The sequence below is a fragment of the Denitratisoma sp. DHT3 genome, assembly GCF_007833355.1.
Classification (GTDB): Bacteria; Pseudomonadota; Gammaproteobacteria; order Burkholderiales; family Rhodocyclaceae; genus Denitratisoma.
The window spans coordinates 2750178-2773116 of record NZ_CP020914.1 but is presented as its reverse complement, the minus strand read 5'-3'; the positions used below and the strand labels follow the sequence as shown (position 1 = coordinate 2773116).

The window sequence follows — 22939 nt, the reverse complement described above, 5'->3', positions numbered from 1 at the left end:
CGCGGGCGGCGTGGTGGGCGGGGAGCGTGCTGATGGCCGTGGCGCTGGCCCTGGCCGCGCCGGTCGGCGCCGAGGAAACACCCATCGCCGCCGATTACGAAGCGGCGCTCCAGGCACTGAAGCGGGGCGACGACCGGGAAGCGGCCGCCCGCCTGTGGCGCCTGCTGGAGGCCAATCCCGCCCATGCCGGCGCCTGGCTCGACCTGGGCATCCTGTACTGCGAAAATGGCCTGGCCGGCGCCGCGCGCCAGATCTTCACTCTGATCGAACAGCGTTTCGCGCCCAGCCCGGCGATCCGCGAACTCATCGAGCGTTATCATAAAAGCGGCTGCGTGCCGCCCTCGCTGGCGGCGCGTTCGCGCTGGACCCTGGGCGTCAGCCTGGGGCGCGACAGCAACGCCAACCTGGGCACCGACCAGCGCGCCGTCACCCTGTTTTTCGACGGCAACCCCGTCACCCTCGACCTGGCGCCCCCCAGTCGGGCCCACAGCGACAACTGGCGCGGCCTGCAACTGGGCTGGCAGGCGGCCGTGGATAGCGAATGGACCGCCGGCGCAGCCATCAGTCACCGCCAGTACACCACCGAGCACGCCTACGACCAGACCCGGCTTCAGGGCGAACTGAGCCGGCGTCTCGGCGATCGGCTGGATACCTTCTGGTTCAACAACCTCTGGCTGGGTGGGCACGACTACCTGCGCAGCCTGGGCGCCCGTACCCGCCAGGCCCTGGCGCCCGAGAGCCCCTGGCTCTTCGACGCCAGCGTGGGGGTACAGCAATACCCCGCCCAGCGCGCCTACGACAGCGCCCAGGGCGAGGCCAAGCTCGGCTACAGCTGGCGCTTCAATTCCGCCCTGCGCGTGAACGCCTGGGCCGGTGCCCAGCTCGACCACCCCCTCAACGAGCGCCACGGCGGTGCCCGGCGCGGCCCCGTGCTGCAAGTGGAGGGTCAGTTCATCCCCGCGCCGGGCTGGCGCCTGGATAGCGGCCTGCGTTTTCAGAACCTGTCCGACCGCAAGCCCTACAGCCCCCTGTTCGGTGCCGTAGTGCGGGAACAGAGCCTGGCCTACGGCTGGTTTTCCCTGACGCGCCACGTCGCCCCGCAGACCCGTTGCAGCCTCGCCGGCCAGGCCTTGAAGAGCAGCGACCGCATCGCCCTGTTCGACTTCGCCCAGAACCAGCTCTGGCTGGGCTGCGAGCGGGATTTCTGAATTCAACGGGCATCCCGGTCCTTATGGGAAAGGCATTCATTTGAGGTGCGCAATGCTGATGTTGCGAATCATGCACATATCCGGCACCATGGTGCTGATGCTTGGAAAGGAGTCGAGTCATGTCCGCGCTGAGCAACCACGCAACCGCGCCAAAGAAGGCAACCAATGTGTCACTGGCGGAGAGCCTTCTTTCCGAGGCCCGGGAACTGCGCATCAACGTATCGCAGGCCGCCGAAGCCGGGTTGGCCAGAGCGGTGGCGGAGAAGCGCACGGAACTCTGGCTGAAGGAAAACCGCGAAGCCATTGAAAGCTCCAATGCTTTCGTGGAGGAGCACGGTCTGCCGTTGGAAAAGCACAGGATGTTCTGATGGCCAGATTCAGTGTGTATCCCAACCCGTCGAGCAACGGATATCTCATCGACGTGCAAGCCGATGCGATGAGCCACTTCAACACGCGAATGGTGATTCCCCTGTTGCCTTTGGCCGAAGCACCGAAGCCCGCGACCGTGCTCAACCCGTTGTTCGAGATCGACGGTGAGACGTATTCGATGGTGACGCAATACATGGCGGCCTATCCCGTGAAAGCGCTCAAAAGCGCAGTGTTCGGGGTTGAAGATCGACGCGACGAAATCGTTGCCGCAATAGACCTCTTGCTGCAGGGATTCTAAAAACCCACCTCTCCTGCGCTGCTGCCGGCCAGGTCTTGCAGCGCAGCGACCGCATCGCCCCCTTCGACTTTGCCCAGAACCGGCGCAGTTTGTCCTGTAGGAGCGGGCCACGCCCGCGACCCGCACATTGCATCTCGCCCACCAATCGCGGGCGTGGCCCGCTCCTACAAGGGCTTGCAGGTCTCGCCGCTGAAATTTCGACATTCTTCCCATGAAAGGGAAGGGGCCGGTTTGCTGGTGTCCAAGCGATCACCAAAATTTTGCTCTGTCTGGAAGATTTGCACCACGCGGCGCAGGTGCGACGGTTCCCCGCGGCTTTGGGCGCCAAACCGCTCCAGCCGGCGCATTCGGGTTTGCCGCAATGCAGATAGAATTCACCGGCGAAATGCAAATTTGTGACGGCCATCACATTTCTATTGCGAGTTCAGCCTTTACCATAGCCACCGCGTCTAAAAGGTTGATCCAATGCGGTAAATCTTTGAGGCTCAAATAAACGTTTATTTCTGCTTCACCCTTCTTAATCAAGGAGATACATATGGCTTATGTAGCCGCTGATTACCATGCCAAGGTCCAGGCCTACTTCGTGACCACCCTGGGCCGTCCGGCCACCGCCCCCGAACTGGCCCAATTCAGCCAGGGTCTGGTGGACAACGCCGGTTCCGTATGGACTTCCGGTCTCGCCAACTACCTGACCACCCAGACCGGCTTCCCCGCCGGCACCAACTACGGCCAGATCGTGACCGACATGTACACGAATCTGACCGGCGCCGCCCCCAACATGGCCGCCTACAACTTCTACGTGGGCCAACTGCTGACCGGTTCCATCAAGCTGAAGGGCCTGGCCAACGCCATCATCAACGACAGCGGCTACATGCCCAAGGCTGACGGCACCTACGGCGCCCCCGCCGGCTGGGTGACCACTCCCGCCACCGTCGGCGCGACCGACGCCGCGCTGGACGTGTTCAAGCTGAAGATCGGCGCCGCTGGGACCTTCACCGACGCCCTGGACACCCCGGCCGAGAACACCGACATCGCCAGCGCTTCCGGCTACAACGCCGCCAAGACCTGGCTGGCCGCAGTGATTAATCAAGCTTCCGCCGAAGCCGCGACCACCGCCTCCGCCGATGCCGCGATCGCCACCGTTTCCGGTGCCGGTTCGGTTGGTGAGACCTTCATGCTCACTGCGGGCATTGACAACAAGACTGGGGGGGCGGGCAGCGATCATTTCATCGCCGACAACACCATCAATACACAACTCAATGCGGGCGACCAATTGGATGGCGGCGCCGGGGCCGACACCCTGACCCTTTACACCGGCAACCTGGCTGCACCTGGGACCGCAACCCTGCCCACCGGCATGAAGAACATCGAGACTCTGGAAGTTGTTCATGACGACAGCGACGATCTGACGGTGAACGCTGGCAATGCTGTGGGTCTTGAGACCATCAAGCTGACCTCCACTGCAACCAGCAACGACATCACAATCAACACCAAGGGCAATGCCACCTCCGTCACAGTAACCGGTGGCGATAACGTGACGATTTTGGACACCGCTGCAACCGATACCCTGGCAAGCGTCACGATCGATGGCTCCAAACTTACTGCTGCTGCCATCACCTCCGACGCCCTGACCAGCCTTACCATCAAGGATGCCGCAGCCAACGCAACCGTGACGGCGGCTGCCGGTGCTCGCACCCTGAACCTGACGCTCAACAGCGCCTCGACCGGTACGATCACGGATGCCCAAGCGACCACGCTGAACGTGGCAACTACCGGCAAAGCGTCCACCGGCGTGACCCTGACCGCGGCCAGCGCAACCTCGCTGACCATCAATGCCGACGAGGCGCTAACGGTTGCCGACGTTAATATTGCTGCCGCCAAGACCATCGCCGTCAAGGGTGACTCTGCGGTGACGATCAGCGCGACGACGGTGACTGCGCTCGAGTCCGTCAGCTCTGTCGACTCCACCGGCGGCGTGACCATCACTCCGACCCTGGCTGCGGGCGTGACCTTCACCGGCGGCTCCGGTGCCGACGCCATCGGACTCGGCGCCAGCACGACGACCAACACGCTGGGCGACGGCGCTGACACGCTGACCCTTACCGGTTCGGCGCTCGGTACGAAAGGCTCGGTCTCCGGCGGCACCGGACGCGACACCCTGAAGATGACCGGCACCAATGCGGCGACGGCGACCGCTTCCGATGCGGTGACGGACTTCTCCGGCAAGGTTATCGACTTCGAGATCCTCAGCCTGAGCACTGTCACGAACAACACCATCGACGTTGGCAACCTCAACAAGAACAACTGGAACGCCATTGATACCGTGGTGCTGGATGACGCGTCTGCCGCCGTCGTTCAAGGCTTGGTTAACAGCAGCACGGTTCAAGTGACCAAAACTGGTCAAACCACCGGTGCGCTGACCTCCAATCTGGCCACCGGTGCGACCACGCTGAACCTGAAGTTGGGTGCCGGCACGACCACCAGCGCGGCAGCGGGCATCAAGACCGGACTGACCACCAACGCCACGACGTTGAACATCCAGACCAATGCCGGCCCGACCGCTACGGCTGGTGCGAACAGAACTTCTGTTATCGACGCCTTCACGGCCACCAACCTCACCAACATCAACCTGACCGGCACGGCCGTAGAACTGACTAACGCTGCCACGACCAAGGCCGTCACCATCGATGGCTCGCAACTGACGGGCGACGGCGGCACGGGTTCCCCTGCCGTGATCAAAGGCTTGACTGTTGGCGGGAACCTGGTGGCCGGCTCCACGGTGACCGGTTCTGATTATGTCGATACCTTCAATCTCGGCACGGTTGGCTCAAGCTACAACGGCGGGAAAGGCGATGACGTTTTTGTAGCCGCAAACTTGGCCCAGCTGCGCAGCGGCGCTACTTACAACAAGATCGACGGCGGTGCGGGCGACAACTCGCTGATCGTGACGGTCGGCGGTGGCATCGCCATGGTCGACGATGACTTCAAGGAACTCAAGAACATCAAAACCATCGGGCTTAATAGTACGGCTAACACGATCGACGTTACGACCGGTGGTTGGTACGACGCCAGCTTCAAGTCGGCCGGCGTCAATGTGGAGATCGCAGCCACAACCGGTGCGGTGACTTTTACCGGCGGTACCTTCTCCGGCGACCAGGGTCTCAAGGTGACGAGTTCTTCCACTACCAACGCGATCGATCTGCTGACCGGTAGCGGCAACGACACGATCGCAGTGACCAATTCCGCCGCCATGACCGCCGGTAACATCACGGTGGATGCCGGTGAAGGCAACAACTCTGTGACGGTGACGGCAGACGCCTTGACTACGGCTGACATCAGTTTGGTCACGGGTACGGGTACTGACACCGTTACGGTTTCTGCTAAAGGTTTGACCTCTGGAGACCTTGATATCAGTACCGGTGCCGGCAATGACACCATCAGCATCACAGTTGCCAACACCATCACCACGGGTACTTTGACGGTGAATGCTGGCGCTGGCACGGACTCAATCACTTTCACAGGTGTGGATGCTGCCGATCGCGATAATGTGTCGATCACCATCAGCGCTGGTGAGTCCACGCTGACTGGCTATGACATCATCACTGGTTATGGTGTAACCAACACCGGCACCAATATCGGTATGACGCTGGACTTTGATGGCTCCGCTGACAAAGCTGCAGATGTTCTTGCCGGGGCTGTGGCAGGCTACAACTCTGCTGAGCTGACCTACACGATTGCCAGCGGCCTGCTGACCTTCACCGGTACGTCGGCTTCTGGCTTGACCGCCGCCCAGAAAGCCGACATCGCTCAGCTGGTTGTGACTGCCGCCAATGCAACCGTTGTGTTCACCGCTGGTTCTGACTCGTGGGTGTTCCATAACGACGCTGCTGGCGACTCGCTGGTCAAACTGGTTGGCGTAGCCGCAGCCGGCTTGGATGCTTCCGCTACCACTGCTAACTTCGTTACGGTCGGCTAATCTCCCCGGAGACAAGCGCCTGTCCTCGGATGGGCGCTTGAGGTGATTGAAACCCTGTCCTTCTCACGAGGGGCAGGGTTTTTTCCTTAAGAGCCTTGCGGGTGCAGGGTCTTTACGGAAGAAGCGACGATTACGCCAACCCGAGCCGCCAGCGGCTGCGGGGGGCGGTGGAGGTGGTTTCGGCCAGCCGTTGCCACGCACGTGTGATTTGGCTCTCGGTGAATTCGCGCAGAGATTCGGCTCGACGTGCTAGCTCGGCGGCCGCGTCTGTCGGGAACAGTGCCTCGCCCTGGTCGAAAGTGTTCCAGATGCGGTGCGAGATGTGTGCCCGGTGCTGGAAGTTGAATGTCTCGACCGAGGGCAGTGAAGTGAAATCTTGCCGTTGCCAGCGATCCCCAGATCGCCCAGTGGGCACTTGACGCCATCGAACAGCACGAGCGCGAGCGTGCCCGCTGCAACGCGCTGATCCAGTGGCATCGGCAGCCGTAGCCGCAACCATCGCATCCCCCGATCTCACTGACCTCAAAGGCGGTGGGATCGGGGGATTTTTGCGTTTCAGCAATGAGCAATCCTTGCATCAAAAAACCCATGGATCAACTGGAAAAGGAAGTCAAGATCGAGTACAGTAAATGGGCAATGTTTGCATCACATCGGAGGTCGCCATGAGCCGACTCAGCGTCAAAGACAGGATGGTTCGCTCCATCGCCCTGCGCAAGGGCGAGGTCGTCCTGCGCGCGGATTTCGAGGCCATGGGCAGCCCCAGCCAGATCAGCCGGGCGATCAAGGAGCTCATCGAGGCGGGTAAGATCGTTCGCCTCGGTTATGGCGTCTACGCCAAAGCGCGCCCGAGCACCTTGTCTGGCAAACCCGTGCCGCGTGTGTCCCTGGAAGAGCTGGCGCAGGAAGCGCTGGAAAAACTAGGCGTGCCCGTGCAGTTGGGCCGCGCCCAGGCCGACTACGCCGAGGGCAAGACCACGCAGATTCCGGTGCGCACGACGTTCAATACGGGCCAGCGCCGTATTTCCCGCAAGATCACCGTCGGCATCAGCACCGTGCGCTATGAAAACCATTACAGCGCGCGAGCATGACCTGATCCTGGATGTGCGCAACGAGGGACTCACTGCGTTGCCACCCGGCATCTTCGAGAAAGACCTGCTGATCACCGAAGGCGACGAGACCCTGACCGTCACGGCCGCTGGCCAGACCGCCAGCACCACCGTTGCGGATACCTCCATGCCCCCCGTGCTGGGTACCGACACTGTTATCGGCGCGTACTCCGCCGAGACCAAGTCCGGAAGACCTTCGTTTTCGGGGAACTGATCAAGCACACGACCACGGCAGACGGCGACTATCGCCTGATCTACTACCGGGATGCCGACAAAGTCGAAGTCGATGTCGTGATCGAGAACGCGGCTGGAAAGCTGGTAGGCGTCGAGGTGAAAGCGGCAGCCACTGTCAAGGAAAGTGACCTGCGTGGCCTGATGAGTCCCGGCCCAGGACTGCTGCCGGAGCTCCATCTTCGACTCTTTTCGCAATGGCTGCCGACGGCGGTCCACTACCTATAATCAACCGCCACCAAACCCACGATCACAGGGAGAAAACCGATGGCGATGCCGGACAACGTGAAGATCATCGATCTGATGATGGGAATCCCGGGGGAGGACAACAGCGGCTGGTACGAGTTCATCAAGCCGATGCTGATGGACGAGGAAAGCCATCGGCAATTCAAGATGCCGGCCCAGTACATGTTCAAGGACATTCCCCAGGCCGGCCGGCAGCCCGACTACGTGGCCTACACGATCGCGCAGATGGATCGCTACGGCATCGAGCGCTCGATGATCGGCATCGACGACGGCAACGCGCCCCATCTCGACGCCCTCAAGCGCCGGCCCGACCGTTTCTTCGCCTCCTACGAGGCCAATCCCAACAAGGGTATGGAGGAGGTGCGCAAGATCCGCCGCCTGCACAAGGAGTACGGCATCAAGGCGGTGACCGCCTTCCCCTCGGGGCTGTGCCCGCAGGTGCCGATCGACGACAGGAAGTGGTATCCGATCTACGCCGCCTGCGTGGACCTCGACATCCCCATCTGCATGTGCGTCGGCGTGCCCGGCCCGCGTCTGCCGCTGGCGCCGCAGAAGGTGGAGCTGCTGGACGAGGTGTGCTGGTTCTTCCCCGAGCTGCGGGTGGTGATGCGCCACGGCGCGGAACCCTGGGAAAAGCTGGCCTGGAAGCTGATGCTGAAGTACCCCAACCTCTACTACTCGACCAGCGCCTTCGCGCCCAAGCACTACCCGGAGGAGATCATCCAGTTCGCCAATACCCGGGGCGCCGACAGGATTCTCTACGCCGGCTACTTCCCGATGGGCATCTCCCTGGAGCGCATCTTCCGCGACATGCCCCACGTTCCGTTCAACGACGAGGTATGGCCGAAGTTCCTGCGCGAGAACGCGCTGCGGGTGTTCAAGCTGGAGGGCTGAGCCCCCTTGTCACCTGGGCGCCGCGGCGGCGCTCAGGCGTTGTCCTCGAACAGGGCGGAGACGAATTCGTCGACGCGGAAGGGCTGCAGGTCGTCGATGCCCTCGCCCACGCCGATGAAGCGCACGGGCTTCGGGCACTGGCGCGAGATGGCGGCCAGCACGCCGCCCTTGGCGGTGCCGTCGAGCTTGGTCACCACCAGGCCGGTGACGCCGATCGCCTTGTCGAAGGCCTTCACCTGGGCGATGGCGTTCTGGCCGATGTTGGCGTCCAGCACCAGCAGCACCTCGTGCGGGCCGCTGGGCTCGGCCTTCTGGATCACGCGGCGCACCTTGGCGATTTCTTCCATCAGGTGCAGCTGGGTGGGTAGCCGTCCGGCGGTGTCGGCCAGCACCACGTCGATGCCCCGCGCCTTGGCCGCGGCGATGGCGTCGAACACCACCGCCGCCGGGTCGCCGGATTCCTGGGCGATCACGGTGACGCCGTTGCGCTCGCCCCAGGTCATCAACTGCTCGCGGGCGGCGGCGCGGAAGGTGTCGCCGGCGGCCAGCAGCACGCTCTTGCCCTGGGTCTGGAAATGCTTGGCCAGCTTGCCGATGGAGGTGGTCTTGCCCGCGCCATTGACCCCCGCGATCATGATCACGAAGGGCTGGTGGGAGGACACGTCCAGCGCCCGCTCCAGGGGCGCGAGCAGTTGCGTCAGCAGTTCGCTCAGGGCCTGCTGCAACTGCGCCGGGGATTCGAGCTTGTCCTTCTTCACCCGGGCCTTGAGTTCGTCGAGCAGCCAGTGGGTGGCCTCGACGCCGCAATCCGCCATCAGTAGCGTGGATTCCAGCTCCTCCAGCAGCTCGTCGTCGATCCGGGCGCGGCTGAAGAGGCCGGCGAGCTTGCCGCCCAGGTTGGCCCGGGTGCGGGAAAGCCCGGCCTTGAGGCGTTCGGTCCAGGAGCGCCTGGGCGCTTCGGCAGCGGACGACTCCGCCGCGGCGTCCGAGGTGGCGTCAGAGGTGACGCCCTGCGCGGCGAACGGGTCTTGGGCGGGGTCTTTCTTCTTGAAGAAACTCAGCATGAAAAAAACAGTCTAGAGGGCGCGCGTATGATGCGCGAGACGGGAAAATCCCGGAAGGCACCAGTTTAACAAAGCCCTGGAACCACCATGAAAAGACTACTGCTGTGCGCCTCGCTGCTGCTCTCCGCGGCGGCCCTGGCCAACCCTTATGAAACCCGCCTGGCCAACGGCCTGCGCATCATCGTCAAGGAGGATCACCGCGCGCCCACCGCGGTGCAGATGGTCTGGTACCGGGCCGGCAGCATGGACGAGCGGGACGGCACCTCGGGCGTCGCCCACGTGCTGGAGCACATGATGTTCAAGGGCACGCAGAAGGTCGGTCCCGGCGAGTTCTCGCGCCGGGTGGCGGCGGCCGGCGGGCGCGACAACGCCTTCACCAGCCTCGACTACACCGCCTATTTCCAGCAGGTGCCGCAGGCGCGGCTGGGCGAGATGATGGCCCTGGAGGCGGACCGGATGGCCCATCTCAAGCTGGACGCCAAGGAGTTCGCCTCGGAGATCAAGGTGGTGATGGAGGAACGCCGGATGCGCACCGAGGACGAGCCCATCGCCAAGGTCCACGAGGCGCTGCGCGCCGCCGCTTTCGTCGCCCACCCCTATCACCGGCCCATCATCGGCTGGATGGACGATCTCGAACACATGACCTGGCGCGATGCGCAGGACTGGTACCGGACCTGGTACAACCCGGCCAACGCCTACGTGGTGATCGTCGGCGACGTCGATCACCAACAGGTGTTCCGCCTCGCCGAGCGGCACTTCGGCCCCCTCAAGGCGCCCCAGACCCAGCCCGAACGCAAGCCGCGCAACGAGCCGCCCCAGGAAGGGCCGCGCCGGGTGGTGGTGAAGGCGCCGGCCAAGCTGCCCTACGTGGCCCTGGCCTGGAAGGTGCCCAAGCTGAAGGACGTGGAACGGGACCGCGAGCCCTACGCGCTGGAAGTACTGGCGACCCTGCTCGACGGCCACGACGCGGCGCGTTTCCCGCGCCACCTGGTGCGCGAGCGCAAGATCGCGCAGAGCGCCGGCGCCGGCTATGACGGCACCCTGCGCGGCGAAGCCCTGTTCACCCTCGGCGGCCAGCCGGCCGAAGGGCATACCGCGGCCGAGCTGGAGGCCGCGCTGCGCGCGGAGGTGGCACGCATCGCCAGGGAGGGCGTGACCGCCGAGGAGCTGGCGCGGGTCAAGGTGCAGACCATCGCCAGCCAGGTCTACAAGCGCGATTCGATGATGGGCCAGGCGATGGAAATCGGCCACGCCGAAGCCAGCGGCTTCCACTGGCGCGACATCGACCGGATGCTGGAAAAGATCCGCTCCGTCAGCGCCGAGGAAGTGCGGGCGGTGGCCGCCAAGTACTTCGGCGACGACACCCTGACCGTGGCCACCCTCGACCCGCTGCCGCTGGAACAGGCGCAGCGTCCAGCAGCGCCTGCCGCTGGCCATCATCATTGATTCCAGACATCGCCATGAAAAAATTTCTTGCCCTGCTCCTGTTCTGCATCACCCTCACCGCCGAGACCGCGATTGCCGCCCCGCCGATCCAGCACTGGACCACGTCCGACGGCGCCCGCGTGTATTTCATCGAAAGCCGCGCCCTGCCGATGCTGGACGTGCAGGTCGACTTCGTGGCCGGCGCGGCCTACGATCCGCCGGGCAAGGCGGGTCTGGCGGGGCTCGCCAACGGACTGCTCGACAGCGGCCTGGCGGACCTGGACGAGGAGCAGATCGCCGGCCGCCTGGTGGACCTCGGCGCCCAGCTGGCCGGCTCGCTGGACGCGGACCGCGCCGGGCTGCGGCTGCGCACCCTGTCCGAACGCGCCGAACGCGACGGCGCCCTGGCGCTGATGGCCCGGCTGCTCGCCGCGCCCACCTATCCGGCGGCCGCGCTGGAACGGGAAAAGGCGCGCTCCATCGCCGCCATCCAGGAGGCCGACACGCGGCCCGACAGCATCGCCGCGAAACGCTTCGCGGCGGAGATCTATCCGGGCCACGCCTACGGCGCCAGCGCCAGCACGGTCTCGGTGGCCGCGATCGGCCGCGACGATCTGGTGGCCTTCCACGCCCGCCACTACAACGCCAGGAACGCCGTGGTGTCCCTGATCGGCGACATCTCCCGGGCCGAGGCGGAAGCCATCGCCCGGCAGCTCACCGCCGCGCTGCCGGCGGGCGAAGCGGCCGCGCCGCTGCCGCCGGTTACCGCGCCACAGGCCGGCACCGTGCGCGTCGCCCATCCGGCGAGCCAGAGCCACATCCACGTCGGCCTGCCGGCGCTGCGCCGCGACGATCCCGACTACTACGCGCTGCTGGTGGGCAACTACACCCTGGGCGGCGGCGGCTTCGTCTCGCGCCTGATGCAGGAGGTGCGGGAGAAGCGCGGCTATGCCTACAGCGTGTATTCCTACTTCGCGCCGCGCCGGCTCGAAGGGCCCTTCGAGATCGGCCTGCAAACCAAGCGCGACCAGGCCGGCGCCGCCCTGCAAGTGGTGAATGAGGTGCTGGCGAAATTCCTCGCCGAGGGGCCAACGGCCAGGGAACTCCAGGCCGCCAAGCAGAACCTGGTGGACGGCCTGGCGCTGCGCCTGGACAGCAACGCCAAGCTGCTGGCGAACCTGTCCAACATCGGTTTCTACCAGCTGCCCCTGTCCTACCTGGACGACTATCCGGCCAGGGTGAATGCCGTCACCCGCGAGCAGGTCAAGGCCGCCTTCGCCCGCCACGTGCGGCCGGAGCATCTGGTGACGGTGATGGTGGCGGCCGACTGATGGACGTGGCGTTGCAGCAGGAAAACCGGGGCATGAGCGACGTATCGCCGGCGCTCCATCTCCTCACCACCACCCTCACCCCCAACCCCTCTCCCGCAAGCGGGCGAGGGGAGCTTTCTGAAGTCGCTGCGCGACTTTTTCTGTGATGGCGCGCGTCCGCATCACCGGCGGCCAGTGGCGCAGCCGCCTGATCCAGGTGAAGGACGCCGAGGGCCTGCGGCCGACGCCGGACCGCGTGCGCGAGACGCTGTTCAACTGGCTGGGCCACGACCTTGCCGGCCTGTCCTGCCTCGACCTCTTCGCCGGCAGCGGCATCCTCGGCTTCGAGGCCGCCTCCCGCGGCGCGGACCGCGTGACGATGGTGGAGCGGGACAAGGGCGTCTTCCGGCAGCTGCGGACAAACGCCGAACTCCTCTTGGGTAGCGCCGTCGAGCTTGTCTGCGACGATGCGTTACAATTCGTCTCCCCCGTTGCGGCGGGATACGATCTCCTGTTTCTCGACCCGCCCTACCGCCAGGGCTGGCTGGAGCGGCTGGAGCCCAGGCTCGCGGCGTTGGTGAACCGCGGGGGCCGTATCTACGCGGAAGCCGAGCACCCGATCGAGGGCCTCGGCGAATGGCGGGTCGTCAAGCGGGGGCAGGCAGGACAGGTTCATTTCCATCTATTGGAGCATCCATGAGCACCACCATCGCCGTCTATGCAGGCACCTTCGATCCGCTGACCCGCGGCCACGAGGACATCGCCCGCCGCGCGGCCAGGATTTTCGACAAGGTGATCATCGCCATCGCCGTCAGCGAGAAGAAGAAGCCGATCTTCTCGCTGGAGGAACGCATCGAGATCGCCCGCGAAGTCATGGGCGGCCTGCCCAACGTCGAGGTGAAGGGTTTTTCCAGCCTGCTGATGCAGTTCGCCCGCCAGGAGGAGGCCCAGGTGGTGATCCGCGGTGTGCGCGCCGTCTCCGACTTCGACTACGAATTCCAGCTGGCGGGCATGAACCGGGACCTGTATCCCGAGATCGAGACCGTCTTCATGACACCGGGCGAGCAGTACATGTTCATTTCCGCCACCCTGGTGAGAGAAATCGCCGCCTTCGGCGGCGACGTGACCAAGTTCGTGCCACCGCCGGTGGTGGCGCGGCTCAAGGCCAAGTACCACAACTAAAACGAGGAAATCCGCCATGTCCCTGATGATCACCGACGAATGCATCAACTGCGACGTCTGCGAACCCGAGTGCCCCAACAACGCCATCTCCCAGGGCGACGAGATCTACGTGATCGATCCCGAGAAGTGCACCGAGTGCGTCGGCCACTTCGACACGCCCCAGTGCCGCGAAGTCTGCCCGGTGGATTGCATTCCCAACGACCCGGCCCACGTCGAGTCGAAAGACGACTTGATGGCGAAGTTCCTCAAGCTCTCGGCCAACAAGTGAGCCGCAAGTGATTCAACGCTGACAGCGGGGGCAGTAGTAGGTCGCCCGCTGTCCCTGCCGGATCTGGCGGATGAGGCCGCCGCAACGCCGGCAGGGCTGGCCTTCCCGGTCGTAGACGAAGGTCTGGAGCTGGAAATAGCCCGAACCTCCGTCGGAATGGATGAAGTCCCTGAGGCTGCTGCCGCCGGCGGCGATCGCCTCGTTCAAGGTGTCCTTGATCGCCGGCACCAGCCGCCGACAGCGGGCCAGGGAGATTCTGCCGGCCGGGGTGCGCGGATCGATGCCGGCGCGGAACAGGCTTTCCGACGCGTAGATGTTGCCCACGCCGACGATGCGGTGGCTGTCCATCAGCACGTTCTTGATCGGCGCCTTGAGCCCGCGGCTGGCATCGAACAGCCAGCGCGGCGTGAATTCCTCGGTCAGCGGCTCGATGCCCAGCACCGCCAGCAGCGGATGGGTTTGCGCGTGCCGCTCCAGCCAGAGCACGGCGCCGAAACGGCGCGGGTCGCGCAGGCGCACGGTGCGGACATCCTCTCCGTGGCCGAAGCGCAGATCCAGGTGGTCGTGCTTCCCCGGCGCCTGATGGGCCGGCACCAGGCGCAGGCTGCCGGACATGCCCAGGTGGATCAGCAGGCAGCCGCTGCCGAACTCCAGCAACAGGTATTTGCCGCGGCGCCGGATCGATTGCAGCACCTGCCCCGCCAGGCGCCGTTCCAGATCGGCGGGCAGCGGATAGCGCAGCGCCGGCACCCGCGCCACGGCGCCGCTGGCGGACCGTCCCAGCAAGGCCGGCGCCAGGCCGCGGCGGGTCACCTCGACTTCGGGCAATTCGGGCATTGGGGACCGCTCGATGAAGCTGATAACATCGGCGCATTCTAATTTACTGCGGCCCCGCGCCCCGTCCGTTTCCCATGTCGCCCCCACTGCGTCACCTGCGCCCCCTGGCTGCCGCGCTGTTCTTCGGACTGACCCTTCCCGCACATGCCGAAGCGCCCCCGGCCAAGGCGACGACCGAAGCCGGCGGCGCGCAGGAAACCTCGTCCCTGACGCCGCAGATCCTCTACCAGTTCCTGCTCGCCGAAATCGCCGGCGGGCGGGGCCAGTTGAATTTCGCCGCCGGCGCCTACGTGAACCTGGCCAGGACCACGCAGGACCCGCGCATCGCCCGCCGCGCCACCGAGATCGCCTACCACGCCCGGCAACTGGAGCCGGCGCTGGAGGCCGCCCGCATCTGGGCCGCCGGCGAACCGGAGTCGGAAGCGGCGCGCCAGGCGCTGTGGACCTTGCTCGCGGCCACCAACCATACCGACGAGTTGGCCGGACTGTTGAGCCAGGCCCTGACCAAGGCGGGGCCGGACGTCGGCGCCCAGCTGCTGCAACTGCACCGCACCCTGGCCGGCCAGCACGACCGTGAGGCGGTGCTGCGCCTCGTCGACCAGGTCACGCTGCCCTACTTGACGCTCGCCGAAGCCCACTTCGCCCGGGCCCAGGCCGCTCAGAGCGCCAAGGAGTCGCTGCGCGCGCTGGCGGAGATCGACCAGGCCCTGCAACTGAAGCCCGACTCGGAGCCGGCCATCCTGTTCAAGGTCCAACTGCTGCTGGACACCCCCAATCGCGCGGTGGAGGCGCTGCAAGGCTTCATCACCCGCAACCCGCAGTCCAAGGAAGCCCGCCTGGCGCTGGCCCGGGTCCTGGTGGACGCCAAGCGCTACGACGAGTCGCGCCAGGCGTTCGCCGCCCTGCTGGAACTGCAGAAGGACGATCCGGATCTGCTCTACGCCGTGGGCCTGCTCTCCCTGCAACTGGGCGACATCGCCGGCGCGGAAAGCAAGCTGCGCCAGATGCTGAAGCTCGACAACGGCGGCGACCGCGACGGCGCGCGTTTCTATCTGGGGCAGATCGCCGAGGAGGGGCACCGCTGGAGCGAGGCGGTGGACCTCTACGACCAGGTCGGCTCCGGCAGCCGCCGCTTCGCCGCGGCACGCGGCCAGGCCGCCGCGCTGCTGGCGCGCCAGGGCCGGATCGAGGAGGCCCGCGCGCAATTGCGGCAGGGCGCGGAGGCCAGCCCCAAGGACCGCGTCACCCTGATCGTGGCCGAATCGAAGTTGCTGCTCGAGGCGCGCCGCACCCAGGACGCCGGCAATGTGCTGGAAGCCGCTCTGGCCGGCACGCCCGAGGAGCCGACCCTGCTCTATGAATCCGCCATGGTCGCGGACCGGCTCGGCCAGTACGCCAAAGTGGAAACCCGGCTGCGCAAGCTGATCCAGTTGCAACCCGACCACGCCCACGCCTACAACGCCCTGGGCTACACCCTGGTGGATCGCAACCTGCGCCTGGACGAGGCCCAGAAACTGATCGACAAGGCGCTGAGCCTGGCGCCGGAGGATCCCTACATCCTGGACAGCATGGGCTGGCTGCTGTTCCGCCGCGGCAAGAACGGCCAGGCCGAGGACTACCTGCGCCGCGCCCTGGCGCTGCGCCCCGACCCCGAAATCGCCGCCCACCTGGGCGAGGTGCTGTGGGCGCTGAACCGGCGCGACGAGGCGAAGAAGACCTGGGACGACGCGCTGCGCGCCGATCCCGACAACGAGGCGCTGACCGCCACCCTCAAGCGCCTGGTCCGCTAACGCTCATGGCCGCCAATGTTCCGCCCCGGAACATGAAATACGCGGAGGGCAAGAAGGCCCTCCCCCTCCCGGCCGCCCACGGCGGTCTTTGCTCAGACCGCCGGCTACGGCGGCGCAAAGCAGTGCTTTGCGAAACCCCGCCTCCGCCCCCCTCTCCGGGGGAGGTGATGATGTCGGCTCGCTGCGCTCGGACATTTGGCCTGCCATTCCAATGAGGTATTTCACGGTAATGGGCCATCGCCCGGCGCTCTGGCTACTGTTGCTGCCGCTGCTGCTGGCCGCCTGCGCGCTTCAGCCGCCCGTGCCGCCGCGCCCGGCGCGCGCCGCGATCGACAGTTTCAGCCTGGAAGGGCGCCTCGCGCTGCGCCAGGGCGAGCGTCCCTACCATGCCGGCATCAGCTGGCGCCACGACATCCAGCGTGACGAGATCCTGCTCACCGGACCGCTGGGGCAGGGGATTGCCGAACTCGACCGCGATCCGCGGGGCGCCCGCCTCACCACCAGCGAAGGCAAGGTCCACCAGGCGCCCGACTGGGCCGCGCTGGCCGAGGAGGTGCTGGGCCTGACCCTGCCGCTCAACGAACTGCCGCGCTGGCTCGCCGCCCGGGTCGAGGCCCGCAGCCGCGACGAGCAGGGGCGGCCGCGGCGGGCCTGGGTCGACGGCTGGCAAATCGACTATCTGGACTATGAGTCCGACAGCGAGGACGCCCTGCCGACCCTGCTGGAGATGCGGCGCGACGACATCGACCTGCGCCTGAAGATCGACCAATGGCAGCTACCGTGAACTTGGCGCCGGACTGGCGCGACGCCTGGCCGGCCCCGGCCAAGATCAATCTCTTCCTCCACGTGGTGGGGCGCCGCGCCGACGGCTACCATCTGCTGCAAACCGTGTTCCTGTTCCTCGATCAGGCCGACTGGCTGCGCTTTTCCCCGCGCGGCGACGGCCGCATCGAACTGGCCGCGCCCCTGCCCGGCGTGCCGGCGGAACAGGACCTGACGGTGCGCGCGGCGCGCGCCCTGGCCGACGCCACGGGCTGCCGCGAGGGCGTCACCATCGCCGTGGACAAGCGCCTGCCGATGGGCGGCGGCCTGGGCGGCGGCAGTTCCGACGCCGCCACCACCCTGATCGCCCTGAACCGGCTGTGGCGCTGCGGATTGTCGAAAGCGCGCCTGGAGGAGATCGGTCTCGCCCTGGGCGCCGACGTGCCCATCTTCATCCACGGCCGCAGCGCCTTCGCCGAGGGCGTGGGCGAGCGTTTCACCGACGTGGCGCCGCCCGCCGCCTGGTATCTGGTGCTGGTGCCGGCGCTGGCGGTGCCCACCGCCGACATCTTCCGCGCGCCGGACCTGCGCCGCGACGCCCCGGCCATCGCCCCCGCCGCCTGGCGCCCCGGCTTCGGCGGCAACGATCTGGAAGCCGTGGCCTGCCGCCTCCACCCCGAGGTGGCCCGCCACCTCGACTGGCTGCGGCACTGGCAGGGCGCGGGCGGCGCGGCGCGCATGAGCGGCTCCGGCGCTTGCTGCTTCGCCGAGTTCGCCACGGAAGCGGCCGCCCGCCAGGCGCAGGCGGCGCTGCCGGCGGACATGCGCGGATTCGTCGCCCGTGGCCTGCAAAAACATCCGCTGGCGGATTTGACAGCCTGAACAAAAAAAACGACAATGCGCGTCCTTTCGACGTCGAGCAGGTTCCAGGGCGTCGCCAATTGGGGAGTCGCCAAGCTGGTTAAGGCACCGGATTTTGATTCCGGCATGCGAAGGTTCGAATCCTTCCTCCCCAGCCAGAACATTTAACCGGGCAGGCCATCACGTGGTCTGCCCGCTTTGTTTGCAGAGGCTCCCATGGCTTACGACAGCCTGATGGTCTTCACCGGCACCGCCAACCCCAAACTGGCCGCGGACGCCGTCAAGCGGCTCAACATGTCCCTCGGCCGCGCCCAGGTGGCGCGCTTCTCCGACGGCGAGATCAACGTGGAGATCCTGGAGCATGTGCGCGGGCGGGACATCTTCATTCTCCAGCCCACCTGCGCCCCCACCAACGACAATCTGATGGAGCTGGTGATCCTGGCCGACGCCTTGAAGCGCGCCTCGGCCGGCCGCATCACCGCCGCCATCCCCTACTTCGGCTACGCGCGCCAGGATCGCCGCCCCCGCTCCGCCCGGGTGCCGATCACCGCCAAGGTGGTGGCCAACATGCTGCAGGCCGCGGGCGTGCAGCGGGTGCTGACCGTGGATCTCCATGCCGACCAGATCCAGGGTTTCTTCGACATCCCGGTGGACAACATCTACGCGGCGCCCGTGCTGCTGGCCGACATCGCCAAGCAGCGCTACGAGGACCTGCTGGTGGTCTCCCCCGACGTGGGCGGCGTGGTGCGCGCCCGGGCCTTCGCCAAGCACCTCGAATCGGATCTGGCGATCATCGACAAGCGCCGTCCCAAGGCCAACGTCTCCGAGGTGATGAACATCATCGGCGACGTGGCGGGCCGCACCTGCGTGATCATGGACGACATCGTGGACACCGCCGGCACCCTGTGCAAGGCCGCCCAGGCGCTCAAGGACCACGGCGCCAAGCGCGTGCTGGCCTACTGCACCCACCCGGTGCTGTCCGGCGCGGCGATCGAGCGCATCGACGAGTCCTCCCTGGACGAGCTGGTGGTCACCGACACCATCCCCCTGCGCGACAACGCCCGCGCCTGCAACCGCATCCGGGTGGTCTCGATCGCCGAACTGATGGCCGAGACCATCATCCGCATCAGCAACGACGAGTCGGTATCCTCGCTGTTCGTCGAGTAGGTTTTCGTCCGGCCGGGCGACCGTCCGGACTTTTCAACCCCTGCCTGGTCGCGGGCAGGTTTTTTTGACTGGAGTCATCATGCAATTCGAAATCAACGCCAAGAAGCGTGACCTGCAGGGATCGAGTGCGAGCCGCCGCCTGCGTCGCGCGGGCCGGGTTCCCGGCATCGTCTATGGGGCCGCCGGCAAGCCCCAGTCCATCGACATGGACCACAACGAAATCTATCAGGCCCTGCGCAAGGAAGCCTTCCATTCCTCCATCGTCACCGTGAATGTCGAGGGCGACAAGCAGATGGCCCTGCTGCGGGACGTGCAGGTCCATGCCTACAAGCTCCAGGTGCTGCACGTGGACTTCCAGCGCGTGGATGCCACCCACCAGATCCACCAGAAGGTGCCCCTGCATTTCATCAATGCCGACATCAACCCCGGCGTCAAGCTCCAGGGCGGCATGGTCTCCCACGTGATGACCGAAGTGGACGTCAAGTGCCTGCCCGCCGATCTGCCCGAGTTCATCGAGGTCGACCTGAAGGACCTGGCCACCGGCCATTCCCTCCATGTCTCCCAGCTGGCGCTGCCCAAGGGCGTCGAAGTGGCGCATCACGGCGAAGGCGACCCGGTGGTCGCGACCGTGATCGTCAAGGGCGGCAAGGCCGAGGAAGAAGCCCCGGCCGCAGAAGCGCCCGCCGAGAAGAAGTAATCCCTGTGAGCTGAATTGCAGGCGAATATCCGTCTCGTCGTCGGCCTCGGCAACCCCGGGGCCGAATACACCGAAACCCGGCACAACGCCGGGTTTTGGTTTTGTGAGCGCCTGGCCCACGAACTGGGCATCGCCTTCGGCAAGGAGTCCCGCTTCCACGGCTGGGCCGCCAATGCCCGCCAGGCCGGCCAGAGTGGCATCTGGCTGTTGATGCCTGCCACCTTCATGAACCGCTCCGGCCAGTCGGTGCGGGCGCTGGCCCAGTTCTACCGCATCCCGCCCAACGAGATGCTGGTGGTCCATGATGAACTGGATCTGCCGCCGGGCCAGATGCGCCTGAAATTCGGCGGCGGTCTCGGTGGCCACAACGGCCTCAAGGACATCACGGCCCATCTGGGCACCCAGGACTACTGGCGGCTGCGCCTCGGCATCGGCCACCCAGGGGACCGCACCGAAGTCGTGAACTACGTGCTCAAGCCCGCGCGGCGGGATGAGCAGGAAGCCATCGACGCCGCGATGGACCGGGCGTTGCTGGCCTGGCCGGACATCGCCAGGGGCGAGATGGAAGCGGCAACCCGAAAAATCAACACCAAACCGGCAGCAGCCAAGAAGGAAACACCATGAGCTTGAAGTGCGGCATCGTCGGCCTGCCCAACGTCGGCAAGTCCACCCTGTTCAACGCCCTGACCAAGGCCGGCATCGAGGCCGCCAACTATCCCTTCTGCACCATCGAGCCCAACGTCGGCATCGTCGAGGTGCCCGATGCGCGGCTCGATGAACTGGCCAAGATCGTCAAGCCGCAGAAACTCCAGCACGCCATCGTCGAATTCGTCGACATCGCCGGGCTGGTGGCCGGTGCCAGCAAGGGCGAGGGCCTGGGCAACCAGTTCCTCGCCAACATCCGCGAGACCGACGCGGTCGTCCATGTGGTGCGCTGCTTCGCCGACGACAACGTGGTGCACGTCTCCGGCTCCGTGGACCCGATCCGCGACATCGAGGTGATCGACACCGAACTGGCGCTGGCCGACCTGGGCTCCGTCGAGAAGGCCCTCGCCCGCTATTCCAAGCAGGCCAAGGCCGGCGGCGACAAGGAAGCCAAGATCCTGGTGGCCGTGCTGGAAAAGTGCATGGCACAGTTGAACGAAGCCAGGCCGGTGCGGGCGCTCGACCTCTCCAAGGAAGAATGGGCCAGCCTCAAGCCCTTCTGCCTGATCACCGCCAAGCCCGTGCTCTACGCCGCCAACGTCGCCGAGGACGGCTTCGAGAACAACCCCCACCTCGACGCCGTGCGCGCCCACGCCGCCCGGGAAGGCGCCGAGGCAGTGGCCCTGTGCGCGTCGATCGAAGCCGAGATCGCCGACCTGGAAGACGCCGACAAGAAAGATTTCCTCGACTCCATGGGCCTGGCGGAACCCGGCCTCGACCGCCTGATCCGCGCCGGCTACAAGCTCCTGGGCCTGCAGACCTACTTCACCGCCGGCGTGAAGGAAGTCCGCGCCTGGACCATCCATGTGGGCGACACCGCCCCCCAGGCCGCCGGCGTGATCCACACCGACTTCGAGCGGGGCTTCATCCGCGCCCAGACCATCTCCTTCGAGGACTTCATCGCCTACAAGGGCGAGGCCGGCGCCAAGGAAGCCGGCAAGATGCGTTCCGAAGGCAAGGAATACGTGGTGAAAGATGGCGACGTGATGAATTTCCTGTTCAACGTCTGACGATTTTTGCTGGATCTCGGTGGCGTTCAGTAGCGCTTGGTGGACAAGCTATCCCATTTTAAATCAATGGGTTGCATAAACAATACGGTCTGCTGAGCGTTCCTATTGTTCATCGAGGTCCAGAAAATTCGGGGGTAGCGTTGGGGGTACTCGTGTTCAACCGTGGGGGTATATCTCCCCGCAGTGGAGTCCAACGATGCCCGAGAATCTACTCAATGACGCCAAGGTCAGGTCGGCCAAACCGACTGATCGAGATTGGAAACTTTCAGACGGCGGGGGCTTGTTCCTGCTGGTCAAGCCCACCGGCGGCAAGCTCTGGCGATGGAAGTACCGCCTGCAAGGCAAGGAGAACCTCTTTGCCATTGGCGGCTTTCCTCAGGTAAGCCTTGCAGAGGCGCGTGCTGCCCGTGAGAAGGCGCGTGCCTTGGTCAAGCAAGGCATCCACCCTGCGCATGAGCGGCAGCAGGTCAAGCAGCGCAACCTCGAAGCGCTGGAAGAACGTAAGCGCGCTCGTGAAAGCTCGTTTGCCAAGGTGGCGCAGGCGTATCTGGCCGAGATCAAGCCTGTCTTTGCGCTCAGTTCCTACCGCACGAAAGAGTCCCGCATCAGGAAGTACCTGTCGCCCAAGTTCGACGGGATGCCGATGAGCGACATTGGTGTCAGGCAGATTCGCCCGCTGCTGGAGGAGTGCAAGGCCCACGGGGCGTGGGCGGCCATCCATGTCAAAGGCGATCTTTCGGCCATCTTCGAGTTCGCGGTGGTGCGTGGTCTGGTCGAGGCCAATCCGATCCCCAGTCTGCGTGGGCTGCTGCGCGTGCCGTTCAGCGAGAGCAAGGCGGCGATGACGCGAGAGCAAATCCAGAAGTTCTATCAGGAGTTGCGTGGCTACCGGGGCTATCCGGAGACTTCGCTGTGCCTGCGGTTGATTGCGCTGATCGCCTGCCGTCCGGGGGAAGCGGCGGATGCCGAATGGGACGAGTTCGACTTTGAGGATGCACTGTGGCGTCGGCCTGCGGCGAAGATGAAGGCGCGGCGCGACCATGTCAGCCCGTTGTCTGTGCAGGCCATTGCTGTGCTGAAGGATGTGCAGTGCATCACGGGCGGTGGCCGCTATCTGTTCCCACACCGGAGTGGCAAGGGCTTCACCACTCCCAATCGGCTTACCTACGCAATGCGTGACATGAACCTGGGCCGGGGCACGACGCCGCATTGCTGGCGGACAACCTTTTCGACCTGGGCCAATGAGAACGGATACCGGCCTGATGCAATCGAGCGGCAGCTTGCCCACGTGGAAAGCAACAAGGTGCGGGCGACGTACAACAAGGCGTTGCTGCTGGATCAGAGAAGGACGCTGTTGCAGGACTGGGCGGACTATCTGAGTGCTGCGGAAGGCAGCGTCACGGCATAGGGGCGATTTGGCTGGGTGTTGCAGAGCGAATCGACAGGGGCGGCCTTTTCCTTTTCTGGATAGGCCTGTTGCCCTTGAGTGCCGTTCCCTTTACCGTTTGCCTTTGGCCTAGGTTGAACCCGGAA

The 22939-nt window shown here is 65.4% G+C and carries 23 protein-coding genes and 1 tRNA gene; 22 read left to right on the top strand and 2 right to left on the bottom strand.

Translation table 11 applies throughout. From position 1 onward, the window contains the following. Positions 1-32: 32 nt before the first annotated feature. From B9N43_RS12755 to B9N43_RS12720, 8 genes are all read left to right on the top strand, one after another. Positions 33-1208: a tetratricopeptide repeat protein gene (locus B9N43_RS12755; protein WP_186453813.1), complete on the top strand. Its 1176-nt coding sequence runs from the start codon at positions 33-35 to the stop codon at positions 1206-1208. A gap of 119 nt (positions 1209-1327) precedes the next feature. Continuing rightward, positions 1328-1576 (top strand): type II toxin-antitoxin system CcdA family antitoxin, encoded by a 249-nt coding sequence (locus B9N43_RS12750; RefSeq protein ID WP_145842558.1) that lies wholly within the window; start codon positions 1328-1330, stop codon positions 1574-1576. After that, on the top strand, positions 1576-1875 hold the full coding sequence (locus B9N43_RS12745; protein WP_145842557.1) for a CcdB family protein: 300 nt from the start codon (positions 1576-1578) through the stop codon (positions 1873-1875). Before B9N43_RS12750 ends, B9N43_RS12745 begins: the two co-directional genes overlap by 1 nt. A gap of 535 nt (positions 1876-2410) precedes the next feature. Beyond that, positions 2411-5851 carry a beta strand repeat-containing protein gene (locus B9N43_RS12740; protein WP_145842555.1) on the top strand — a complete coding sequence of 1147 codons (3441 nt, stop codon included), beginning with the start codon at positions 2411-2413 and terminating at the stop codon, positions 5849-5851. A 662-nt stretch (positions 5852-6513) separates the two neighbouring features. After that, positions 6514-6939, top strand: a complete 426-nt coding sequence (locus B9N43_RS12735) for a DUF6088 family protein (protein WP_145842554.1) — start codon at positions 6514-6516, stop codon at positions 6937-6939. Then, on the top strand, positions 6911-7171 hold the full coding sequence (locus tag B9N43_RS12730; protein ID WP_145842553.1) for a hypothetical protein: 261 nt from the start codon (positions 6911-6913) through the stop codon (positions 7169-7171). Before B9N43_RS12735 ends, B9N43_RS12730 begins: the two co-directional genes overlap by 29 nt. Beyond that, positions 7168-7416 carry a DUF4143 domain-containing protein gene (locus B9N43_RS17790; protein ID WP_186454056.1) on the top strand — a complete coding sequence of 83 codons (249 nt, stop codon included), beginning with the start codon at positions 7168-7170 and terminating at the stop codon, positions 7414-7416. Before B9N43_RS12730 ends, B9N43_RS17790 begins: the two co-directional genes overlap by 4 nt. Before the next feature lie 39 nt (positions 7417-7455). Further along, positions 7456-8328 (top strand): amidohydrolase family protein, encoded by an 873-nt coding sequence (locus B9N43_RS12720; protein ID WP_145842552.1) that lies wholly within the window; start codon positions 7456-7458, stop codon positions 8326-8328. 32 nt (positions 8329-8360) lie between these two features. On the opposite strand, the gene ftsY is transcribed toward B9N43_RS12720, so the two are convergent. Further along, on the bottom strand, positions 8361-9392 hold the full coding sequence (ftsY, locus tag B9N43_RS12715; protein WP_145842551.1) for a signal recognition particle-docking protein FtsY: 1032 nt from the start codon (positions 9390-9392) through the stop codon (positions 8361-8363). 87 nt (positions 9393-9479) lie between these two features. Here ftsY and B9N43_RS12710 point away from each other — a divergent pair, with 87 nt between their 5' ends. From B9N43_RS12710 to B9N43_RS12690, 5 genes are all read left to right on the top strand, one after another. Next, on the top strand, positions 9480-10838 hold the full coding sequence (locus tag B9N43_RS12710) for a M16 family metallopeptidase (RefSeq protein WP_145842550.1): 1359 nt from the start codon (positions 9480-9482) through the stop codon (positions 10836-10838). 14 nt (positions 10839-10852) lie between these two features. Further along, positions 10853-12148 carry a M16 family metallopeptidase gene (locus tag B9N43_RS12705; RefSeq protein ID WP_145842549.1) on the top strand — a complete coding sequence of 432 codons (1296 nt, stop codon included), beginning with the start codon at positions 10853-10855 and terminating at the stop codon, positions 12146-12148. Positions 12149-12293: 145 nt separating this feature from the next. Next, positions 12294-12827, top strand: a complete 534-nt coding sequence (rsmD, locus tag B9N43_RS12700) for a 16S rRNA (guanine(966)-N(2))-methyltransferase RsmD (protein ID WP_145842548.1) — start codon at positions 12294-12296, stop codon at positions 12825-12827. Further along, the gene (gene coaD / locus B9N43_RS12695) at positions 12824-13309 is read left to right on the top strand and encodes a pantetheine-phosphate adenylyltransferase (RefSeq protein ID WP_145842547.1); all 486 of its coding nucleotides are present in this window, start codon (positions 12824-12826) and stop codon (positions 13307-13309) included. The genes rsmD and coaD overlap by 4 nt, the downstream gene beginning before the upstream one ends. 16 nt (positions 13310-13325) lie before the next feature. Then, the gene (locus tag B9N43_RS12690; RefSeq protein ID WP_145842546.1) at positions 13326-13577 is read left to right on the top strand and encodes a YfhL family 4Fe-4S dicluster ferredoxin; all 252 of its coding nucleotides are present in this window, start codon (positions 13326-13328) and stop codon (positions 13575-13577) included. Between the two features lie 12 nt (positions 13578-13589). On the opposite strand, the gene mutM is transcribed toward B9N43_RS12690, so the two are convergent. Beyond that, complete coding sequence (gene mutM, locus B9N43_RS12685) at positions 13590-14414, bottom strand: bifunctional DNA-formamidopyrimidine glycosylase/DNA-(apurinic or apyrimidinic site) lyase (RefSeq protein WP_145842544.1); 825 nt, start codon at positions 14412-14414, stop codon at positions 13590-13592. 74 nt (positions 14415-14488) lie between these two features. Between mutM and B9N43_RS12680 the strand changes: the two genes are divergently transcribed. The 9 genes from B9N43_RS12680 to B9N43_RS12640 all read left to right on the top strand — a co-directional run bounded on the left by B9N43_RS12680 (position 14489) and on the right by B9N43_RS12640 (position 22814). Further along, positions 14489-16204, top strand: a complete 1716-nt coding sequence (locus B9N43_RS12680) for a tetratricopeptide repeat protein (protein ID WP_145842543.1) — start codon at positions 14489-14491, stop codon at positions 16202-16204. A 229-nt stretch (positions 16205-16433) separates the two neighbouring features. Then, the gene (lolB, locus tag B9N43_RS12675; RefSeq protein ID WP_186453812.1) at positions 16434-16988 is read left to right on the top strand and encodes a lipoprotein insertase outer membrane protein LolB; all 555 of its coding nucleotides are present in this window, start codon (positions 16434-16436) and stop codon (positions 16986-16988) included. Then, the gene (gene ispE / locus B9N43_RS12670; protein WP_145842541.1) at positions 16973-17848 is read left to right on the top strand and encodes a 4-(cytidine 5'-diphospho)-2-C-methyl-D-erythritol kinase; all 876 of its coding nucleotides are present in this window, start codon (positions 16973-16975) and stop codon (positions 17846-17848) included. The genes lolB and ispE overlap by 16 nt, the downstream gene beginning before the upstream one ends. 60 nt (positions 17849-17908) lie before the next feature. Beyond that, positions 17909-17985 (top strand) — tRNA-Gln (locus B9N43_RS12665). 58 nt (positions 17986-18043) lie between these two features. Next, on the top strand, positions 18044-18994 hold the full coding sequence (locus B9N43_RS12660) for a ribose-phosphate pyrophosphokinase (RefSeq protein WP_145842540.1): 951 nt from the start codon (positions 18044-18046) through the stop codon (positions 18992-18994). A 79-nt stretch (positions 18995-19073) separates the two neighbouring features. Then, positions 19074-19691, top strand: a complete 618-nt coding sequence (locus B9N43_RS12655; RefSeq protein WP_145842539.1) for a 50S ribosomal protein L25/general stress protein Ctc — start codon at positions 19074-19076, stop codon at positions 19689-19691. 15 nt (positions 19692-19706) lie between these two features. Then, positions 19707-20315 carry an aminoacyl-tRNA hydrolase gene (pth, locus tag B9N43_RS12650; protein ID WP_145842538.1) on the top strand — a complete coding sequence of 203 codons (609 nt, stop codon included), beginning with the start codon at positions 19707-19709 and terminating at the stop codon, positions 20313-20315. After that, complete coding sequence (gene ychF, locus B9N43_RS12645; protein ID WP_145842537.1) at positions 20312-21406, top strand: redox-regulated ATPase YchF; 1095 nt, start codon at positions 20312-20314, stop codon at positions 21404-21406. The genes pth and ychF overlap by 4 nt, the downstream gene beginning before the upstream one ends. Before the next feature lie 196 nt (positions 21407-21602). Then, positions 21603-22814 (top strand): tyrosine-type recombinase/integrase, encoded by a 1212-nt coding sequence (locus B9N43_RS12640; protein WP_145842536.1) that lies wholly within the window; start codon positions 21603-21605, stop codon positions 22812-22814. The last annotated feature ends 125 nt before the right edge of the window (positions 22815-22939 follow it).

Coding starts and splice junctions, on each gene's coding strand:
- B9N43_RS12755 (WP_186453813.1), top strand. CDS start 33: ATGGCCGTGGCGCTGGCCCTGGCCGCGCCGGTCGGCGCCGAGGAAACA.
- B9N43_RS12750 (WP_145842558.1), top strand. CDS start 1,328: ATGTCCGCGCTGAGCAACCACGCAACCGCGCCAAAGAAGGCAACCAAT.
- B9N43_RS12745 (WP_145842557.1), top strand. CDS start 1,576: ATGGCCAGATTCAGTGTGTATCCCAACCCGTCGAGCAACGGATATCTC.
- B9N43_RS12740 (WP_145842555.1), top strand. CDS start 2,411: ATGGCTTATGTAGCCGCTGATTACCATGCCAAGGTCCAGGCCTACTTC.
- B9N43_RS12735 (WP_145842554.1), top strand. CDS start 6,514: ATGAGCCGACTCAGCGTCAAAGACAGGATGGTTCGCTCCATCGCCCTG.
- B9N43_RS12730 (WP_145842553.1), top strand. CDS start 6,911: ATGAAAACCATTACAGCGCGCGAGCATGACCTGATCCTGGATGTGCGC.
- B9N43_RS12720 (WP_145842552.1), top strand. CDS start 7,456: ATGGCGATGCCGGACAACGTGAAGATCATCGATCTGATGATGGGAATC.
- ftsY (WP_145842551.1), bottom strand. CDS start 9,392: ATGCTGAGTTTCTTCAAGAAGAAAGACCCCGCCCAAGACCCGTTCGCC.
- B9N43_RS12710 (WP_145842550.1), top strand. CDS start 9,480: ATGAAAAGACTACTGCTGTGCGCCTCGCTGCTGCTCTCCGCGGCGGCC.
- B9N43_RS12705 (WP_145842549.1), top strand. CDS start 10,853: ATGAAAAAATTTCTTGCCCTGCTCCTGTTCTGCATCACCCTCACCGCC.
- rsmD (WP_145842548.1), top strand. CDS start 12,294: ATGGCGCGCGTCCGCATCACCGGCGGCCAGTGGCGCAGCCGCCTGATC.
- coaD (WP_145842547.1), top strand. CDS start 12,824: ATGAGCACCACCATCGCCGTCTATGCAGGCACCTTCGATCCGCTGACC.
- B9N43_RS12690 (WP_145842546.1), top strand. CDS start 13,326: ATGTCCCTGATGATCACCGACGAATGCATCAACTGCGACGTCTGCGAA.
- mutM (WP_145842544.1), bottom strand. CDS start 14,414: ATGCCCGAATTGCCCGAAGTCGAGGTGACCCGCCGCGGCCTGGCGCCG.
- B9N43_RS12680 (WP_145842543.1), top strand. CDS start 14,489: ATGTCGCCCCCACTGCGTCACCTGCGCCCCCTGGCTGCCGCGCTGTTC.
- lolB (WP_186453812.1), top strand. CDS start 16,434: ATGGGCCATCGCCCGGCGCTCTGGCTACTGTTGCTGCCGCTGCTGCTG.
- ispE (WP_145842541.1), top strand. CDS start 16,973: ATGGCAGCTACCGTGAACTTGGCGCCGGACTGGCGCGACGCCTGGCCG.
- B9N43_RS12660 (WP_145842540.1), top strand. CDS start 18,044: ATGGCTTACGACAGCCTGATGGTCTTCACCGGCACCGCCAACCCCAAA.
- B9N43_RS12655 (WP_145842539.1), top strand. CDS start 19,074: ATGCAATTCGAAATCAACGCCAAGAAGCGTGACCTGCAGGGATCGAGT.
- ychF (WP_145842537.1), top strand. CDS start 20,312: ATGAGCTTGAAGTGCGGCATCGTCGGCCTGCCCAACGTCGGCAAGTCC.
- B9N43_RS12640 (WP_145842536.1), top strand. CDS start 21,603: ATGCCCGAGAATCTACTCAATGACGCCAAGGTCAGGTCGGCCAAACCG.